At 70.6% G+C, this 16,995-nt stretch carries 16 protein-coding genes; 8 read left to right on the forward strand and 8 right to left on the reverse strand.

Going from position 1 to position 16,995, the window contains the following annotated elements:
- Positions 1–216: 216 nt before the first annotated feature.
- From ACZ5GP_RS13670 to ACZ5GP_RS13680, 3 genes are all read left to right on the forward strand, one after another.
- Entirely contained in the window at positions 217–1,515 is a 1,299-nt protein-coding gene (locus tag ACZ5GP_RS13670; protein ID WP_468751024.1) for a M18 family aminopeptidase, read from the forward strand.
- 77 nt (positions 1,516–1,592) lie between these two features.
- Positions 1,593–1,823: a DUF6458 family protein gene (locus tag ACZ5GP_RS13675; protein WP_468751025.1), complete on the forward strand. Its 231-nt coding sequence runs from the start codon at positions 1,593–1,595 to the stop codon at positions 1,821–1,823.
- 87 nt (positions 1,824–1,910) lie between these two features.
- Entirely contained in the window at positions 1,911–2,405 is a 495-nt protein-coding gene (locus ACZ5GP_RS13680) for an LURP-one-related/scramblase family protein (RefSeq protein WP_468751026.1), read from the forward strand.
- Positions 2,406–2,438: 33 nt separating this feature from the next.
- Here the strand turns inward: ACZ5GP_RS13680 and ACZ5GP_RS13685 are convergent, their stop codons facing one another.
- Entirely contained in the window at positions 2,439–3,266 is an 828-nt protein-coding gene (locus ACZ5GP_RS13685; RefSeq protein WP_468751027.1) for a carbon-nitrogen family hydrolase, read from the reverse strand.
- 178 nt (positions 3,267–3,444) lie between these two features.
- Here ACZ5GP_RS13685 and ACZ5GP_RS13690 point away from each other — a divergent pair, with 178 nt between their 5' ends.
- A complete protein-coding gene (locus tag ACZ5GP_RS13690; RefSeq protein WP_468751028.1) occupies positions 3,445–4,269 on the forward strand; it encodes a maleylpyruvate isomerase family mycothiol-dependent enzyme in 825 nt (274 codons plus the stop codon).
- A gap of 99 nt (positions 4,270–4,368) precedes the next feature.
- Here ACZ5GP_RS13690 and ACZ5GP_RS13695 read toward each other — a convergent pair whose 3' ends face one another.
- Together ACZ5GP_RS13695 and ACZ5GP_RS13700 are read right to left on the reverse strand one after the other, a co-directional pair.
- On the reverse strand, positions 4,369–5,676 hold the full coding sequence (locus ACZ5GP_RS13695) for an MFS transporter (protein ID WP_468751029.1): 1,308 nt from the start codon (positions 5,674–5,676) through the stop codon (positions 4,369–4,371).
- Complete coding sequence (locus ACZ5GP_RS13700; RefSeq protein WP_468751030.1) at positions 5,673–6,386, reverse strand: GntR family transcriptional regulator; 714 nt, start codon at positions 6,384–6,386, stop codon at positions 5,673–5,675. The genes ACZ5GP_RS13695 and ACZ5GP_RS13700 overlap by 4 nt, the downstream gene beginning before the upstream one ends.
- 232 nt (positions 6,387–6,618) lie before the next feature.
- Between ACZ5GP_RS13700 and ACZ5GP_RS13705 the strand changes: the two genes are divergently transcribed.
- The gene (locus ACZ5GP_RS13705) at positions 6,619–7,515 is read left to right on the forward strand and encodes a D-alanyl-D-alanine carboxypeptidase family protein (RefSeq protein WP_468751031.1); all 897 of its coding nucleotides are present in this window, start codon (positions 6,619–6,621) and stop codon (positions 7,513–7,515) included.
- 73 nt (positions 7,516–7,588) lie between these two features.
- Here the strand turns inward: ACZ5GP_RS13705 and ACZ5GP_RS13710 are convergent, their stop codons facing one another.
- Genes ACZ5GP_RS13710 through pdhA form a run of 3 tightly spaced genes read right to left on the reverse strand, consistent with a single transcriptional unit; the run spans position 7,589 to position 11,240 of the window.
- Positions 7,589–9,046, reverse strand: coding sequence for a dihydrolipoamide acetyltransferase family protein (locus ACZ5GP_RS13710; RefSeq protein ID WP_468751032.1), 1,458 nt, complete (start codon positions 9,044–9,046; stop codon positions 7,589–7,591).
- Positions 9,047–9,057: 11 nt separating this feature from the next.
- Positions 9,058–10,038, reverse strand: coding sequence for an alpha-ketoacid dehydrogenase subunit beta (locus tag ACZ5GP_RS13715; protein ID WP_468751033.1), 981 nt, complete (start codon positions 10,036–10,038; stop codon positions 9,058–9,060).
- 2 nt (positions 10,039–10,040) lie between these two features.
- A complete protein-coding gene (pdhA, locus tag ACZ5GP_RS13720; protein ID WP_468751034.1) occupies positions 10,041–11,240 on the reverse strand; it encodes a pyruvate dehydrogenase (acetyl-transferring) E1 component subunit alpha in 1,200 nt (399 codons plus the stop codon).
- A gap of 404 nt (positions 11,241–11,644) precedes the next feature.
- Between pdhA and ACZ5GP_RS13725 the strand changes: the two genes are divergently transcribed.
- On the forward strand, positions 11,645–12,307 hold the full coding sequence (locus ACZ5GP_RS13725) for a response regulator (protein WP_468751035.1): 663 nt from the start codon (positions 11,645–11,647) through the stop codon (positions 12,305–12,307).
- A 73-nt stretch (positions 12,308–12,380) separates the two neighbouring features.
- A complete protein-coding gene (locus ACZ5GP_RS13730; RefSeq protein WP_468751036.1) occupies positions 12,381–12,866 on the forward strand; it encodes a pyridoxamine 5'-phosphate oxidase family protein in 486 nt (161 codons plus the stop codon).
- 9 nt (positions 12,867–12,875) lie between these two features.
- Here the strand turns inward: ACZ5GP_RS13730 and ACZ5GP_RS13735 are convergent, their stop codons facing one another.
- Complete coding sequence (locus ACZ5GP_RS13735) at positions 12,876–14,435, reverse strand: protein kinase domain-containing protein (RefSeq protein ID WP_468751037.1); 1,560 nt, start codon at positions 14,433–14,435, stop codon at positions 12,876–12,878.
- A 306-nt stretch (positions 14,436–14,741) separates the two neighbouring features.
- On the opposite strand from ACZ5GP_RS13735, the gene ACZ5GP_RS13740 reads away from it, so the two are divergent.
- Positions 14,742–16,346: a protein kinase domain-containing protein gene (locus ACZ5GP_RS13740; protein ID WP_468751038.1), complete on the forward strand. Its 1,605-nt coding sequence runs from the start codon at positions 14,742–14,744 to the stop codon at positions 16,344–16,346.
- Between the two features lie 95 nt (positions 16,347–16,441).
- Here ACZ5GP_RS13740 and ACZ5GP_RS13745 read toward each other — a convergent pair whose 3' ends face one another.
- Positions 16,442–16,981 (reverse strand): bacterial proteasome activator family protein, encoded by a 540-nt coding sequence (locus tag ACZ5GP_RS13745; protein WP_358586730.1) that lies wholly within the window; start codon positions 16,979–16,981, stop codon positions 16,442–16,444.
- Positions 16,982–16,995 lie beyond the last annotated feature (14 nt).

Genomic DNA, 16,995 nt, shown 5'->3' on the forward strand with positions numbered 1-16,995 from the left:
CGGGCGGGCGGGTGGGAGACATCCGCCGCGAAGCGGCGGACCAGGGGATGACGCCGGGTAAACGACCGGGGTACCCCCGCAGGCCCCCGGCCAGCCCCCGCCAGGAGACGTCCCCCACCGAATCCCGCCAAACCCACCCCACCCCCGCAGGGGCGCAGCACCCCCCGCCCCGGGGACCCACGCCACCCCACCCCCGCTCTGGCTAGGCTGGCAGCCATGCGCACATCCACCGGCCCCTTCGACCGCGGCCACACCGAAGACCTCATGTCCTTCCTGGCGGCCGGCCCCACGCCGTACCACGCCGTGGCGAGCGCCGGCGAGCGGCTGGAGAAGGCCGGTTTCCGCCAGGTCGAGGAGACCGACGCCTGGGACGGCACGACCGGCGGCAAGTACGTGCTGCGCGGCGGCGCGATCGTCGCCTGGTACGTCCCGGAGGGCGCCGACCCGCACACCCCCTTCCGGATCGTCGGCGCCCACACCGACTCCCCGAACCTGCGCGTGAAGCCGCAGCCCGACGCGGGCGCCCACGGCTGGCGCCAGATCGCGGTCGAGATCTACGGCGGCCCGCTGCTCAACTCCTGGCTGGACCGCGACCTCGGCCTCGCGGGCCGGCTCTCGCTGCGCGACGGCACGACACGGCTCGTGAACATCGACCGGCCGCTGCTGCGCGTGCCCCAACTGGCCATCCACATGGACCGTTCGGTGCACTCCGAGGGCCTGAAGCTCGACAAGCAGAAGCACATGCAGCCCATCTGGGGGCTCGGCGACGACGTCCACGAGGGCGACCTGATCCGGTTCCTGGAGGAGGAGACCGGTCTGGGCGAGGGCGACGTCACGGGCTGGGACCTCATGACGTACTCCGTGGAGCCCCCCGCCTTCCTGGGCCGTGACCGCGAGCTGGTCGCGGGCCCCCGGATGGACAACCTCCTGTCCGTGCACGCGGCGACGGCCGCCCTCGCCGCCGTGTCGGGCCGCGCCGACCTGCCGTACATCCCGGTACTCGCCGCCTTCGACCACGAGGAGAACGGCTCGCAGTCCGACACCGGCGCCGACGGCCCGCTGCTCGGCAGCGTCCTGGAGCGGTCCGTGTTCGCGCGCGGCGGCTCCTACGAGGACCGGGCCCGCGCCTTCGCCGGGACCGTGTGCCTCTCCTCCGACACCGGCCACGCCGTGCACCCCAACTACGCGGAGCGGCACGACCCGACGCACCACCCGCGTGCCAACGGCGGCCCCATCCTCAAGGTCAACGTCAACAACCGTTACGCCACGGACGGCACCGGGCGGGCGGTGTTCGCCGCCGCGTGCGAGAAGGCGGGCGTGCCGTTCCAGTCGTTCGTCTCCAACAACTCGATGCCGTGCGGCACCACCATCGGCCCCATCACCGCGGCCCGGCACGGCATCAAGACGGTCGACATCGGCGTGGCGATCCTGTCGATGCACAGCGCCCGCGAGCTGTGCGGCGCGGACGACCCGCACATGCTGGCCAACGCCCTCGTGGCGTTCCTGGCGGGCTGAGGCGTCAAGTCCCGTGTGGTCGTGGCCCATCCGGGTACACGGTGCATCGCAGCCACGACCACAGGGAGGCGGTCCATATGGGCCTGGGCGGATGCATCATTCTCATCGCCGTGGGCGCCATTCTCACGTTCGCGACCGACTGGAAGATGGAAGGCCTCAACCTCACCGTCGCCGGTCTGGTCATGATGGCGGTCGGCCTCATCGGCGTCGCCGCGTTCACCAGCATTGCGCGCCGCAGGCGGGCGGTGGTGCCACCGGTCACGCAGAACACGGTCGTCGACCCCGAGCAGGAGCGCAGGGGCTACTGACCCGCCGACGCGCTCCACATCATCGATGCCCTCCACGTCACCGATGCCGGATGTCCGATGTGCGGCGGTTCGGGGTAGTCATGGGTCATGAGACTTCTCGTACGGGACCGCCTGCTCGGCATCGGTGACGACTACTGGATCGAGGACGACCAGGGCCGCAAGGTCTTCCTCGTCGACGGCAAGGCGATGCGCCTGCGCGACACCTTCGAGCTGAAGGACGCGCAGGGCAGGGTCCTCATCGACATCCACGCCAAGATGCTCGCCCTGCGCGACACGATGGTGATCGAGCGGGAGGGACGCCCGCTCGCCACCGTCCGGCGCAAGCGCCTGTCGCTGCTGCGCAACCACTACCGCGTCTCGCTGGTCGACGGCACGGAGCTGGACGTCAGCGGCAAGATCCTCGACCGGGAGTTCGCCGTCGAGTACGACGGTGAGCTGCTGGCGGACATCTCGCGCCGCTGGCTCAGCGTGCGCGAGACGTACGGCCTGCACGTCGTGCGCGAGGACGCCGATCCCGCGCTGCTGGTCGCCGTCACGGTCTGCGTCATCCACCTGGCGGAGAAGGAGCGCACGGACGACTGACGTCCGGTCCCGGCGGCGTGGGCGGGGCGCGCGTCAGCGCCTGGGCGGGTCCATCCCCAGCAGCCGGTCCTTCAGCGCCGGGAACTGCTCGCGCGTCGCCGCCACCTTCGCGGGATCGAGATCGACGGTGAGGACCTCCTCACCGTCACCCGCCTCGGCGAGCACCTCGCCCCACGGGTCGACGACGACGCTGTGCCCGGCCTGCGGTACGCCCGCGTGCGTGCCGCCGGTGCCGCAGGCCAGGACGTACACCTGGTCCTCGACCGCCCGCGCCCTGGCCAGCAGCAGCCAGTGCTCACGCCGCCGCTCGGGCCAGCCGGCGGACACCACGAACATCTCGGCGCCCGCGTCGACAAGACCCCGGAACATCTCGGGGAAGCGCAGGTCGTAGCAGGTGGCGAGGCCGAGGGTGGTGTCCGGCGTGCGGACCGTCACGAGCCGCGAGCCCGCGCCCATCAGCACGGCCTCGCCCTTGTCGAAGCCGAAGCGGTGGATCTTCCGGTAGGAGGCGGCGAGTTCACCGTCCGGGGAGAAGACGAGCGAGGTGTTGTAGAGGACGCCGTCCCCCGCGCCGGAGCCTTCGTCGGACGCGGCGCGCTCGGGGATGGAGCCGGCGTGCAGCCAGACGCCCGCGTCCCGCGCGGCCCTGGACATCGCGTCGTACGTGGGCCCCGTCAGCGGCTCGGCGTCGCTCGCGAAGGCCTCGTAGGCGAAGGCGCCCGTCGTCCACAGCTCGGGCAGCACCACGAGATCCGGCCGCTCCCGTGCCGCCGTCTCCCGCACCAGCGAAGAGACGCGCTCCCTACGGGAATTGACCGACTCGTCCTCGTCCACGGCGATCTGGATGAGAGAGGCGCGCACACTACCACCGTCCTGGCATTCGATCCGTCATCACCGTCAAGCACAGCCTACGATCGTCACACGAAAGCACTGCCGGGGTGCCTGCGGGCAGCGTACTGTGATTTTCCGGGGGAGCCCCCCGGACCCCCACGACGCCCCACCGACACCCACCGCCCGCGTACGACCGCCGAGGGGTCCCGTGAGTCTCCATCCCAGCCTGCAAACCTACGCCGATGCCTGGTCCCACTCCGTGGAAGCGATATCCGAGCTGGTGACACCGCTCGTCGAGGGCGAGTGGAACCGGGCCACCCCGTGCCCCGGCTGGTCGGTGCGCGACATCGTCTCCCATGTCATCGGCCTCGACTGCGAGATGCTGGGCGACCCGCGGCCCATCCACTCCCTGCCCCGCGACCTGTACCACGTGCGGACCGAGGGCCAGCGGTACATGGAGATGCAGGTCGACGTGCGGCGCCACCACACGGCACCGGAGATGACCTCCGAGCTGGAGTACACGATCATCCGCCGCTCCCGGCAGCTGCGGAACGAGTCGCGCGACCCGAGCACCAAGGTCCGCGGCCCCCTCGGCTCGGAGCGCACCCTCGAACAGTCCATGCGTCTGCGGGCGTTCGACGTATGGGTGCACGAGCAGGACCTGCGTACGGCACTGCGCAAGCCCGGCAACCTCGACTCCCCCGGGGCGTACGTGGCGCGCGACCTGCTCCTGGAAGGACTGGCGAAGGTCGTCGCCAAGGAGGCGGGCGCCCCCGCGAACAGCGCGATCGTCTTCGACGTCAGCGGCCCCGTGGAGTTCCTGCGCACGGTGCGCGTGGACGCCGAGGGCAAGGGCACCGTGGACAACACCCCCTCGCTCGGCCCGCTCGCCACCATCGCCCTGGACTGGGAGACGTACTTCCGGCTCGCCTGCGGACGCGTGTCGTACGGGGCCGTCGCCGACCGCGTCAAGACCGAGGGCGACCACGACCTCGCGGAGGCGATCCTGCGCAACTTCGCCGTGACGCCGTGATGTTGTGACGCCCTGACGCCCGACGCCCTGACGCCGTGACCCCGTGACCCCGTGCAGAAGCACCGCCCGTCCGGCGCCCGAGACGCCCCCTGATGCGGTTCACACCGGGACGTGCACGGCCTCGACCCGGGAGGCGACAAGCTGCTCCCGCTCCCGGCGAACCGCCCGCTTCCGCAGCCGCAGGATCTGGCAGAGCCCCACCGCCTCCAGGACGAACACCGCCGAGAACGCCACGCGGTAGTTCTCACCGGTCGCGTCCAGCAGCAGGCCGATCGCCAGCAGCGTCGTCATGGAGGCGACGAAGCCGCCCATGTTGGTGATGCCGGAGGCCGTGCCCTGGCGCTCGGGCGGGTTGGCGGGCCGCGCGAAGTCGAAGCCGATCATGGAGGCGGGCCCGCAGGCGCCGAGCACGGCGCACAGCACGATCAGCAGCCACAGCGGCGCGTGGTCCCCGGGAGAGGCGAGCGTCGCCGCCCACGCCGTGGCCGTCGCCCCGACCGTGCCGAGCGCCAGCGGGAGCCGCGCGGCGTGGTGCCGGGCGACGATCTGCCCGTAGACCAGGCCGATCACCATGTTGGAGAGCACGACGAGGGTGAGCAGTTCGCCCGCCGCCGCCCGGGACAGGCCCTGCGCCTCGACGAGGAAGGGCAGTCCCCACAGCAGCAGGAACACCATCGCGGGGAACTGCGTGGTGAAGTGCACCCACAGTCCGAGCCGGGTGCCGGGCTCGCGCCAGGACAGGGTGATCTGCTCGCGCACGAAGGCCGCCCCGGTGCGCTCGGCCGGCTTCGGCTCGTGGCCCTCGGGGTGGTCCTCGAGGAACAGCGTCAGCAGGACGAGGACGACGACACCGCACAGCGCGCTGCCCGCGAAGGCCGCGGTCCAGCCGACGGAGTGCAGCAGCCGCGCCAGGACGAGCGTGGAGACGAGGTTGCCCGCCATGCCCACGAGCCCCGCGAGCTGGGCGACCAGCGGGCCGCGCCGGGCCGGGAACCAGCGGGTGCCGAGCCGCAGCACGCTGATGAAGGTGAGCGCGTCACCGCAGCCCAGCAGGGCCCGGGAGGCGAGCGCCATCGCGTACGAGGGGGAGAACGCGAAGCCGAGCTGCCCGACCGTGAACAGCACGACCCCGATGGTCAGCACCTTCTTGGTGCCGAGCCGGTCGACCAGCAGGCCGACGGGTATCTGCATCCCCGCGTACACGAGCAGCTGGAGGATCGAGAACGTCGACAGGGCCGAGGCGTTGACGTGGAACCGGTCGGCGGCGTCGAGTCCGGCGACGCCGAGGGAGGTGCGGAAGATGACGGCGACGAAGTAGACGGCGACCCCGACCGACCAGACGACCACGGCCTTCCTGCCGCCCGGCGGATCACCGGGCAGGACGCCGGAGGCGGACGGGGAACTCACCGCACCTCACCCCGGGCCAGGTGCTGGAACCACCCCACGTGCCGGGTGACGACGTCGACCGCCGCCTCCGCGTCGCCCTCGCGCAGCGCCGCGAGGATCTCCTCGTGCTCCGCCAGCGTCTTCGCGATCCGGTCCGGATGCGAGTGCATCACCGCGACCCCCATCCGCAACTGCCGGTCCCGCAGCTGGTCGTACAGCCGCGAGAGGATCTCGTTGCCCCCGCTGCGCACGATCTCGGCGTGGAAGCAGCGGTCGGTGACGGCGGCCGCGGCGAAGTCCCCGGCGGCCGCCTGCTCGCGCTGGCGGGCCAGCAGCGCCGCGAGGCGCTCCACCAGCCCCGTCGGCGCCGGTACGGCCTTGCGCACGGCGTGCGTCTCGACGAGCAGCCGCGTCTCGACGACGTCCGCGATCTCCTGCGCGGAGACGGGCAGCACGAGCGCGCCCTTCTTGGGGTAGAGCCGCAGCAGCCCTTCGACCTCCAGCTTCAGCAGCGCCTCGCGCACCGGCGTGCGGGAGACGCCCACGGCCTCGGCCAGCTCGCCCTCGGTGAGCAGCGTGCCGCCCTCGTAGCGGCGCTCCAGGACAGCTCGCTTGACGTGCGCGTAGACGCGTTCGGCGGCGGGCGGCCGCTTGCCGGCGGGCGCGGTGGCGGTGGCGGTGGGGATGGTGGACGGGGTGGTGGCCGTGGTCGCGGCGGCGGGGGCTGGCATGCGCACAGCTTAGATACAACACGTATACGCGAGAACGCCCCGTCCACATGACGGACCCCGCACGCACCGCGCGTTCCCTCGGGCTCACGGGAGACGCCTCGGGATCGGGAGACGCCTCGGGATCGGGAGATTTCTCGGCCCGCATGCACATCCATTGCCCCCTCTCACTCGTCTTACGAAAGAGGCGGCCCCTCCATGTGGCCGCAATCCAGGGGCATTTGGAGCAGAGATCTTGAAAACCGGCATCAAGGACGTACGCCGCGTATCGGTCGTCACCCTCACCGCGAGCGCGATACTGGCCGGCGGCGTCCTCACCACCCCGGCCCACGCGGCCGCACCACCGAAGCCGTCCATCGCGGCCAAGGGCGGTTATGTGATGAACAACGGCACGGGCAAGAGCCTCTTCACCAAGTCCGCCGACACCCGCCGGTCCACCGGCTCCACGACGAAGATCATGACGGCACGCGTGGTGCTCGGCCAGCGGAACCTCAACCTCGACTCCAAGGTCACGGTCCAGAAGGCGTACAGCGACTACATCGTCGCCAACAACTACGCCTCCTCGGCCCGCCTGATCGTCGGCGACAAGGTCACCGTCCGCCAGCTGCTGTACGGGCTGATGCTGCCCTCCGGCTGCGACGCCGCGTACGCGCTCGCGGACAAGTTCGGCAAGGGCACCACCCGCTCGGCCCGCGTGAAGAACTTCATCGGCCAGATGAACACCACGGCCAGGTCGCTCGGCCTGACCAACACCCACTTCGACTCGTTCGACGGCATCGGGCACGGCCAGAACTACTCGACGCCGCGCGACCTGACGAAGCTCGCGAGCAACGCGATGAAGTACTCCACGTTCCGCACGGTCGTGAAGACGAAGGCGACCACCCAGAAGGTCACCACGAAGTCCGGTGGCTACCGCAACATGGCGTGGGAGAACACGAACAAGCTCCTCGGCTCCTACAGCGGCGCCCTCGGCGTGAAGACGGGCTCCGGCCCCGAGGCGAAGTACTGCCTCGTCTTCGCGGCGACCCGCAACGGCAAGACGGTCATCGGCACCGTCCTGACCTCGTCCTCGGCGGCCAACCGCCTCTCGGACGCCAAGAAGCTGATGGACTACGGCTTCAAGGTCGCCTGACACCAGATGCACCAGTAGTACGAGAAGGGGGGCCCGCCGCTCACTGCGCGGCGGGCCCCCCTTCTCCTGCACGCTACGCCCAGGTCAGCAACCGCTTCGGCCGCTCCAGGATCGCCGCCACATCGGCGAGCACCTTGGAGCCCAGCTCCCCGTCCACCAGGCGGTGGTCGAAGGAGAGCGCCAGCGTGGTCACCTGACGCGGCTTGACCTTGCCCTTGTGGACCCACGGCTGGAGCTTGATCGAGCCGACCGCGAGGATCGCGGACTCGCCGGGGTTCAGGATCGGCGTGCCCGTGTCGACGCCGAAGACGCCGACGTTCGTGATCGTGACCGTGCCGCCCTGCATGGCACCGGGCGAGGTCTTGCCCGAGCGCGCCGTCGACACCAACTCGCCGAGCGCCTCGGCCAGTTCCGGCAGGGTCTTGGCGTGCGCGTCCTTGATGTTCGGCACGATCAGACCGCGCGGGGTGGCCGCGGCGATGCCGAGGTTCACGTAGTGCTTCTGGACGATCTCCTGGTTCGCCTCGTCCCAGGCGGCGTTGACCTCGGGATGGCGCCTGATCGCCACCAGCAGGGCCTTGGAGATGAGCAGCAGCGGATTGACCCGCAGCCCCTCGAACGCCTTGTCCTGCTTCAGCTCCTCGACCAGCCGCATCGTGCGCGTCACGTCGACCGTCACGAACTCCGTGACGTGCGGGGCGCTGAACGCCGAGCCGACCATCGCCTGCGCGGTCGCCTTGCGGACGCCCTTGACGGGGATACGGGTCTCGCGGGCGTCGGCGCCCGACGCGGGGGCCGGGGCCTGCCCTTGGGGCTGTGCGGGGGCGGCCTGCTGTGCCGGTGCCGGCTGCGGCGCGGCGGCCTCGGTCGGAGCCGTCACGACCGCCGCCGCGTGCACGTCCTCGCGCGTGATGATCCCGTCGGGCCCGGACGGGGTGACCGTCGCGAGGTCCACGCCGAGGTCCTTGGCGAGCTTGCGGACGGGCGGCTTGGCCAGCGGGCGGGCGCCGTGGCCGTTCACGCTGCCGTTCTGCCGGGCCACCGGGGCCGGCACCGGCTCCGCGACGGCGGCCGGCTCCACGACGGCGCCCTTGCGGGCCCGCCGCTTCGTCGAGGCCTCGGCGACGCCGTACCCCACGAGTACGGGCGTCCTGCCCTCCGCGACCGGGGCCCCGGAGACCACGGCCTCGGCGGGCACGGCCTCGGGAGCCGCGGCCGGCCGGGGCGCCGCGGCCGGCTCGGTCGCGGGCGCCGCCGGGGCACCCGCTCCGCCGGACACGTCCACCGTGATGATCACCTGGCCGACGTCGACCGTCGTGCCCTCGGGGAAGCGCAGCTCGGCCACGACGCCGTTGAACGGAATGGGGAGTTCGACCGCGGCCTTGGCCGTCTCGACCTCGCACACGACCTGGCCGTCGGTGACGGTGTCACCCGGCACCACGTACCACTTGAGGATCTCGGCCTCGGTGAGTCCCTCACCCACGTCGGGCATCTTGAACTCGGCCAGAGCGGTGTCTGTCATCGTCGTCACGACCCTCTCCCTCAGAACGCCAGCGAGCGGTCGACGGCGTCGAGCACCCGGTCGAGACCCGGCAGGTACTCCTCTTCGAGGCGGGCCGGCGGGTACGGGGCGTGGTAGCCGCCGACCCGCAGCACCGGGGCCTCCAGGTGGTAGAAGCACCGCTCGGTGATACGCGCCGCGATCTCCGCGCCCGTGCCCAGGAAGACCGGGGCCTCATGGACGACGACGAGCCGCCGCGTCTTCTCCACCGAGGCCTGCACGGCGTCGAAGTCGATCGGCGACATGGAGCGCAGGTCCACGACCTCCAGGGACTTCCCCTCCTCCGCGGCGGCCGCGGCCGCCTCCAGACAGACCTTCACCATCGGGCCGTACGCCACGAGGGTCAGGTCGCTGCCCTCGCGGGCGACGACGGCCTTGTGCAGGGGCCCGGGGAAGGCCTCCTTGTCGACCTCACCCTTGTCCCAGTACCGCCGCTTGGGCTCGAAGAAGATCACCGGGTCGTCGCTCTGGATGGCCTGCTGCATCATCCAGTAGGCGTCCGCGGAATTCGACGGGGAGACCACCTTCAGGCCCGCCACATGCGCGAACAGCGCCTCGGGGGACTCGCTGTGGTGCTCGACGGCGCCGATGCCGCCGCCGTACGGAATGCGGATGACGACCGGCATCTTGATCTTGCCGAGCGCGCGGGCGTGCATCTTCGCGAGCTGCGTGACGATCTGGTCGTACGCCGGGAAGACGAAGCCGTCGAACTGGATCTCCACCACGGGGCGGTACCCGCGCAGGGCCAGCCCGATGGCGGTGCCGACGATGCCCGACTCGGCGAGCGGGGTGTCGATGACCCGCTCCTCGCCGAAGTCCTTCTGCAGCCCGTCCGTCACCCGGAAGACGCCGCCGAGCTTGCCGACGTCCTCGCCCATGACGAGGACCTTGGGGTCGTTCTCCAGCGCCGTGCGCAGCGATTCGTTGATCGCCTTGGCGATGGGCAGTTTCTGGACAGCCATGGTTACTTGACCTCCCCGGCCGCGGGGCCGTCCGCGAACGACGCCTGGTAGGCGGCGAACTGGGCGCGCTCCTCGTCCACGAGCGCGTGCCCGTCCGCGTACGCGTTCTCGAAGATCGCCATCAGATCGGGATCCGGCATCGCCCGCACCACCTCTCGCACTCGCTTGCCCAACGCTTCGCTCTCGTCGTCGAGTTCCGCGAAAAATCCCTCATCCGCGTGACCCTCGGACTCCAGGTAGGACCGCAGCCGCAGGATCGGGTCCTTGGCCTCCCAGGCCACCCGCTCCTGGTCGTCGCGGTATTTGCTCGGGTCGTCGGAGGTGGTGTGCGCACCCATGCGGTACGTGAACGCCTCGATCAGCGCCGGGCCCTCACCCGCGCGGGCCCGGTCCAGCGCCCACTTGGTGACGGCGAGCACGGCGAGCACGTCATTGCCGTCGACCCGCACGCCGGGGAAGCCGTAGCCCTGCGCGCGCTGGTAGAGCGGCACGCGCGTCTGACGCTCGGTGGGCTCGGAGATCGCCCACTGGTTGTTCTGGCAGAAGAACACGACCGGGGCGTTGTAGACCGCGGAGAAGGTGAACGATTCGGCCACGTCGCCCTGGCTGGAGGCGCCGTCACCGAAGTACGCGATCACGGCCGAGTCGGCACCGTCCTTGGCCACGCCCATGGCGTAGCCGGTGGCGTGCAGCGTCTGCGAGCCGATGACGATCGTGTACAGGTGGAAGTTGTTGCTGTTGGGGTCCCAGCCGCCGTTGTTCACGCCGCGGAACATGCCGAGCAGGTTCGTCGGGTCGACCCCGCGACACCAGGCGACGCCGTGCTCGCGGTACGTGGGGAACACGTAGTCGTCGTCACGGGTGGCCCGGCCCGAGCCGATCTGGGCGGCCTCCTGGCCGAGCAGCGAGGCCCACAGGCCCAGCTCCCCCTGGCGCTGCAGGTTGGTGGCCTCGGCGTCGAAGCGACGGGTGAGGACCATGTCGCGGTACAGGCCGCGCAGCTCCTCGCCGGTGATGTCGGCGACGTACGCGTCGTACACGGCGTTCTCGGCGCTCCTGACGCGCTTGCCCTCGGGCGTCAGCAGCTGTACGAGCTCGGGCTCCGTGCTTTTCTGCGGCGCGGCCTTCTTGGCGCTCGCGCGCTTGCCGGCGCCGGTACTGCTGCGGCGCGGTTTGCGCGCGGCGGTGCTCTCCACGGTCACGTGTGCTCCTCCGTCGGTCCGGCTCCCGGGATTACCGGGTGAGCCAGTACGGCTCGCCTGGTCCGCCCGCGCACGGGGTGGGTGCGGCTCGGCCGGGAACAGGCGTGACAGGTGCCCCGGCGAGCGCCCTGCACAATGCACGTTACCCAGTGCTTCCCAATTCTGTGAAACCCCATCTGACCTGCGAATTTGCTTGGATTTCCAAGTAAACGACCATGCGTCGACTGCTGGGAAATCCGAGTAGTTCGAGAAAAGCGGGAACACATCCTGGTCACAGCACTGATCACAGCCTGGCAGGGGGCCGGAACACGGGCACGTTATCCCGGCCACCCCGGGCTCGGGAAGGGCCGCACGAGAAGGGTTCCTCCCGGGCGGCAAAAGTGATCGTGTGTGAGACTGGCTCCGTGCGCGAAGACGGAAAAATTACGGTTTTCCTCCTCGACGACCATGAGGTGGTCCGGCGTGGAGTCCATGAACTGCTCTCCGTGGAGTCCGACATCGAGGTGGTCGGCGAGGCCGGCACCGCGGCGGACGCCCTGGTCAGGATCCCCGCGACCCGGCCCGACGTGGCCGTGCTCGACGTACGCCTGCCGGACGGCAGCGGGGTCGAGGTGTGCCGCGAGATCCGCTCGCAGGACGAGGACATCAAGTGCCTGATGCTCACCTCGTTCGCCGATGACGAGGCCCTCTTCGACGCGATCATGGCCGGTGCGTCCGGTTACGTCCTCAAGGCCATCCGCGGCAACGAACTGCTCACCGCCGTGCGCGACGTCGCCGCCGGCCGGTCCCTGCTCGACCCGGTCGCCACGGCCCGGGTCCTCGAGCGGCTGCGCGACGGCAACAACACCAAGGGTGACGACCGGCTCGCCGGCCTCACCGACCAGGAGCGCAAGATCCTCGACCTGATCGGCGAGGGTCTGACCAACCGCGTCATCGGCGAGCGGCTGCACCTGGCGGAGAAGACGATCAAGAACTACGTCTCCAGCCTGCTCTCCAAGCTGGGCATGGAGCGCCGCTCGCAGGCCGCCGCGTACGTGGCGCGCATGCAGGCGGAGAAGCAGCACTGACGGGACTTACGTCCCGTTTCAAGGGGGCGGGGTCCTCTTTTGTGAGCCCTTGCCCCTGGACGAGGGTGGGGGCATGCCCTCCGATGTCCCCGCTGCCACCGATGCCGGCGCTGTCCCTGACGCCGCCGGTGCCGCCGACTCCGCCGACGACCAGCTCGCCTTCGAGCTGCTCCGCCGTTCGGATCACGGCCGGGTGGCGACCAGCATGCGCGCGCTGCCCTTCCTCGCGGTGGCCCGCCACATCGTCGTCGGCGGCGGGATCCTGCTGCGCATGCACCAGGGATACGGCTACCACCAGGCCTGCGTCGGCAGTGTCATCGCCTACGGCGCGGACAACGCCGACACGGCGGGCGCCCATGAGGACCGGTGGAGCGTGCAGTGCGTCGGCCTCTGCGAGGCGATCGAGCCGACCACCACCGAGCTGGAGCTCTTCGGGCCGGCCCCGCACTTCGCGGACGGCGAGCTGTTCGACCCGGTCTACCTGCGGATAGAGCCGCAGGTGACCGAGGTCCACACCCTCAGCGCGGGCCGCGCCCGCAGCCCGCGGCGGATCCGCTGAGCCACCGGATCAGGCGCCCGGATCCTCTCCGGTGCCGCCCTGGTCGCCCTCGCCCTCGGTCGGGTCCGTGGTGACCGGCGGGTCATCGGTCGGGTCCGTCGTGGGGTCGGTCGTCGGGTCGGTCGTCGGGTCCGTCGTGGGGTCGGTCGTCGGGTCCGTGGTGGGCCGCGTCGGGTTGCCGGTCGGCCGGGTGGGACCGGTCGGCTGGTTCGTCTGCGGCGGGTAGTCCGTCTGGCCCCCGGTGTCCCCACCGGGCTCCGTCGCCCCGCTCGTCTCGTCCTTGTCCGGGCTCTTGCTGGGCTTCTTCTCCTGCGACTGCTTCGTCGTGGGAGTCGTCGGGGTCTTTTCCTTGTGCTTCGTGTCGCCGTTGAAGTTCAACGCGACGGCGACGCCCACCGCGATCGCGATGACCGCCAGGACGGCGACGATCCACATCCTGCCCCGGCCGCCCTTGCCGCCGCGCTGCCCGCCCTCGAAGCCACCGTCGTCGCCGCCCGGCGGGCGCAGCATCGGGCCCGGGATCTGCGCGGTCCCGGAGTCGGGGTGCCCCATGGCGCCCGAACCGGCGACGCCCATCGCCGGGGTGCTGCCGCCCTCGTGCATCTCGACGGGCCCGGTGTTCCACGTGCCCGTGTGGCTGCCCTGCTCGTGCAGCATCTGGAGCCCGTACTGGACCAGGCCGCGCATCTCCTCGGCGGTCTGGAACCGGTCGTCCGGGTCCTTGGCGAGGGAGCGCATGACGAGCCCGTCCAGCTCCGGCGGCGCGTCCGAGACCTGGGAGGGCGGCACGGCCGTGTCCTGGACGTGCTGGTAGACCACGGACAGCGGCGTCTCGCCGGTGAACGGGGGCCGCAGCGCGAGGAGTTCGTAGAGCAGACAGCCGGTCGCGTACAGGTCGGAGCGGTGGTCGACGGCCTTGCCGAGCGCCTGCTCGGGCGACAGGTACTGGGGCGTGCCCATGACCATGCCGGTCTGCGTCATCGTCGACTGCGCGCCGTGCAGGGCGCGCGCGATGCCGAAGTCCATCACCTTCACCGCGCCGGTGTTGGTGATGATCACGTTCGCGGGCTTGATGTCACGGTGCACGATGCCGTGCTGGTGCGAGTACGCGAGCGCTTCCAGCACCCCGGAGACGATGATGAGCGCCTGCTCGGGACCCGGCGCCTCCGCGTTGAGCAGCAGATCGCGGATCGTGTGACCCTCGACGATCTCCATGACGATGTACGGGACGACGCTCGGCCCGACGACGTCTTCACCGGAGTCGTACACGGCCACCACGGCGTGGTGGTTGAGGCCCGCCACCGACTGGGCCTCACGCGTGAACCGGGCCTTGGAGACGGGGTCCTCGGCGAGGTCGGAGCGGAGCAGCTTGACCGCCACCGTGCGGCCCAGACGTACGTCCTCGGCGGCGAACACCTCGGCCATGCCGCCCCGGCCGAGCCGGTGCGTGAGCCGATAGCGGCCGTCTCCGACGAGCCCGCCATTGCCCCACAACTCCGGCGCGTCTGACATTCCGCCGCCAGTCGCGTCGGGGTCGGACGGGCCCTGAGCGCGCTGCGTCTGTGCCATCAGTCCTCGCCGTCGTTTCTGGTCGTGGTACTTGGTGCTGAGCACGCCGCCGTACGGGTACTCCGACGGGCCACGCTACAGCCTTCACGCCACCTGCCGGTTCGACGTGGACCGGACATAAAAGCGTTCACGGGTCCTCACGCGCAAACTTGTAACGCTTCCGAGACGCTTCTTGCGCGTACGGTCACGGAACGGGCACCGAGCTTGACGCGTCATCGTCCTCGGGCAGACTTGGCCAGGAATAGCGGGTAATCGATCACCAGCCGCGGAGCCGTCCGGCCGCCGCGCCGATGGGGGACGCACGAGATGAGCAGCCAGGACGGCGCACAGGGGCGGTACGCGGGGCGTTCGCTGGCCGGTGGCCGCTACCAACTGCGCGATCTGCTCGGCGAAGGCGGCATGGCGTCGGTCCACCTCGCGTACGACGCCGTTCTCGATCGCCAAGTCGCGATCAAGACACTCCACACCGAGCTGGGGCGCGAGCAGTCCTTCCGCGAGCGCTTCCGCCGCGAGGCCCAGTCGGTGGCGAAGCTCACGCACACCAACATCGTGTCGGTCTTCGACACCGGCGAGGACGACCTCGACGGCACGACGATGCCGTACATCGTCATGGAGTACGTCGAGGGCAAGCCGCTCGGTTCCGTGCTCGACGCGTCCGTCACGCAGTACGGCGCGATGCCGACCGACCAGGCGCTGAAGATCACCGCCGATGTGCTCGCGGCGCTGGAGATCAGCCACGAGATGGGCCTGGTGCACCGCGACATCAAGCCGGGCAACGTCATGATGACCAAGCGCAACGTCGTCAAGGTCATGGACTTCGGCATCGCCCGCGCCATGCAGTCCGGCGTCACCTCGATGACCCAGACCGGCATGGTCGTCGGCACCCCGCAGTACCTCTCGCCCGAGCAGGCCCTCGGCCGGGGCGTCGACGCGCGCTCCGACCTGTACTCGGTCGGCATCATGCTCTTCCAACTGGTCACCGGACGCCTGCCGTTCGAGGCGGACTCGCCGCTGGCGATCGCGTACGCGCACGTCCAGGAGGAGCCCGTCGCCCCGTCCTCGATCAACCGTTCGCTGCCGCCGGCGGTCGACGCGATCGTCGCCCGCGCGCTGAAGAAGAACCCGAACGAGCGCTTCCCGACCGCCGACGCGATGCGCGACGAGTGCCTGCGCGTGGCCCAGTCCCTCCAGGCGGCGGCCCCCAGCATCGTGCCGGGCGCGCCGACGGCGAGCGGCGCGGGCGTCAGCTCGGCGGTCTTCCCGCCGGTCGACTCCTCGCTCCCGCAGCAGAGCGGCGGCATCCAGACGCCGTACCAGCCGGGCCCGTACGCCCCCTCGACGCCCGCGCCGACCCCGGGCTACGGCTACCCGCCGCAGCAGCAGGGCTACGGCTACCCCCAGCAGCAGGGCGCGCACACCCCGCCCCCCTACAACCTCTCCCCGCAGCCGGTCACGACGGCCACCGGCGGCCCGGGTGGCGGCAAGCGGCGGAACGTCCCGCTGATCGTCGGCTCGATCGTCGTCGCGCTCCTCGCCATCGGCGGCCTGATCACCGCGCTCACCCTCGGCGGCGACAGCGACAAGGAAGCGTCGGACGACAAGTCGAAGCAGCCGGTGGCGGGGCACAAGGGGCCCGAGCGCGACAACACCATCGAGGTCGAGAAGTGCAAGGAGCCGGAGACCTCGTACAACGACGAGAACAAGATCAAGGTCCCTGACTTCACCTTCAAGGACTGGAAGTCGGTGCTGTCCTGTCTGCAGGCGGCCGGGTGGAGCTACGACAAGCGCTCGATCAACGAGAACGCCTATGGCGAGGACACCGTGATGCGGCAGACCCCGAAGGAGGGCTCGGACGTGGACCCGAAGAACGTGGACATCCAGTTCGACGTCTCCACGGGCAACCCGGCCTGATCCTCTGACCCGACACCACGAGGGCCCGGTACGCGTGTCGCGTACCGGGCCCTCGTCACGTACCGGCCGCCTTGAGGCCGTGCGATCCCATGTCCCTAGAGGTAAGGACCCCCCGTGCGGCCGGCGATGCCGCCCTCTTCCTCGTCGTCGCCGCCCATGCCCGGCGGCAGCGCTCGGCGCATGGATTCCAGCTGGGCCCGCGCCGCCATCTGCTGCGCGAACAGCGTCGTCTGGATTCCGTGGAAGAGGCCTTCGAGCCAGCCGACCAGCTGGGCCTGGGCGATGCGCAGTTCGGCGTCGCTCGGCGTCGCCTCCTCCGTGAAGGGCAGGGAGAGCCGCTCCAACTCCTCGACCAGCTCAGGTGCCAGACCGTCCTCCAGCTCCTTGACCGAGCTGGCGTGGATCTCCTTCAGCCGCACTCGGCTCGCCTCGTCGAGAGGAGCCGCCCGCACCTCCTCAAGCAGCTGCTTGATCATGCTGCCGATGCGCATGACCTTGGCCGGTTGTTCGACCATCTCCGTCACCGGAACCTCGCGGGATTCGTCGTCTCCGCCACCACCGAGAGCCATTCCGTCCTGGCCAACGACCAGGACCTGGGGGCTCTCCGGCGACCGTTCGTTCCTCGGCATCTCCATGCCGCCATTCTCTC

The organism is Streptomyces sp. NPDC031466 (genome assembly GCF_055581265.1).

Excerpts from the sequence above, each read along its gene's own strand:
- ACZ5GP_RS13670 (WP_468751024.1), top strand. The coding sequence starts at position 217 with ATGCGCACATCCACCGGCCCCTTCGACCGCGGCCACACCGAAGACCTC.
- ACZ5GP_RS13675 (WP_468751025.1), top strand. The coding sequence starts at position 1,593 with ATGGGCCTGGGCGGATGCATCATTCTCATCGCCGTGGGCGCCATTCTC.
- ACZ5GP_RS13680 (WP_468751026.1), top strand. The coding sequence starts at position 1,911 with ATGAGACTTCTCGTACGGGACCGCCTGCTCGGCATCGGTGACGACTAC.
- ACZ5GP_RS13700 (WP_468751030.1), bottom strand. The coding sequence starts at position 6,386 with ATGCCAGCCCCCGCCGCCGCGACCACGGCCACCACCCCGTCCACCATC.
- ACZ5GP_RS13715 (WP_468751033.1), bottom strand. The coding sequence starts at position 10,038 with ATGGCTGTCCAGAAACTGCCCATCGCCAAGGCGATCAACGAATCGCTG.
- ACZ5GP_RS13730 (WP_468751036.1), top strand. The coding sequence starts at position 12,381 with ATGCCCTCCGATGTCCCCGCTGCCACCGATGCCGGCGCTGTCCCTGAC.
- ACZ5GP_RS13735 (WP_468751037.1), bottom strand. The coding sequence starts at position 14,435 with ATGGCACAGACGCAGCGCGCTCAGGGCCCGTCCGACCCCGACGCGACT.
- ACZ5GP_RS13740 (WP_468751038.1), top strand. The coding sequence starts at position 14,742 with ATGAGCAGCCAGGACGGCGCACAGGGGCGGTACGCGGGGCGTTCGCTG.
- ACZ5GP_RS13745 (WP_358586730.1), bottom strand. The coding sequence starts at position 16,981 with ATGGAGATGCCGAGGAACGAACGGTCGCCGGAGAGCCCCCAGGTCCTG.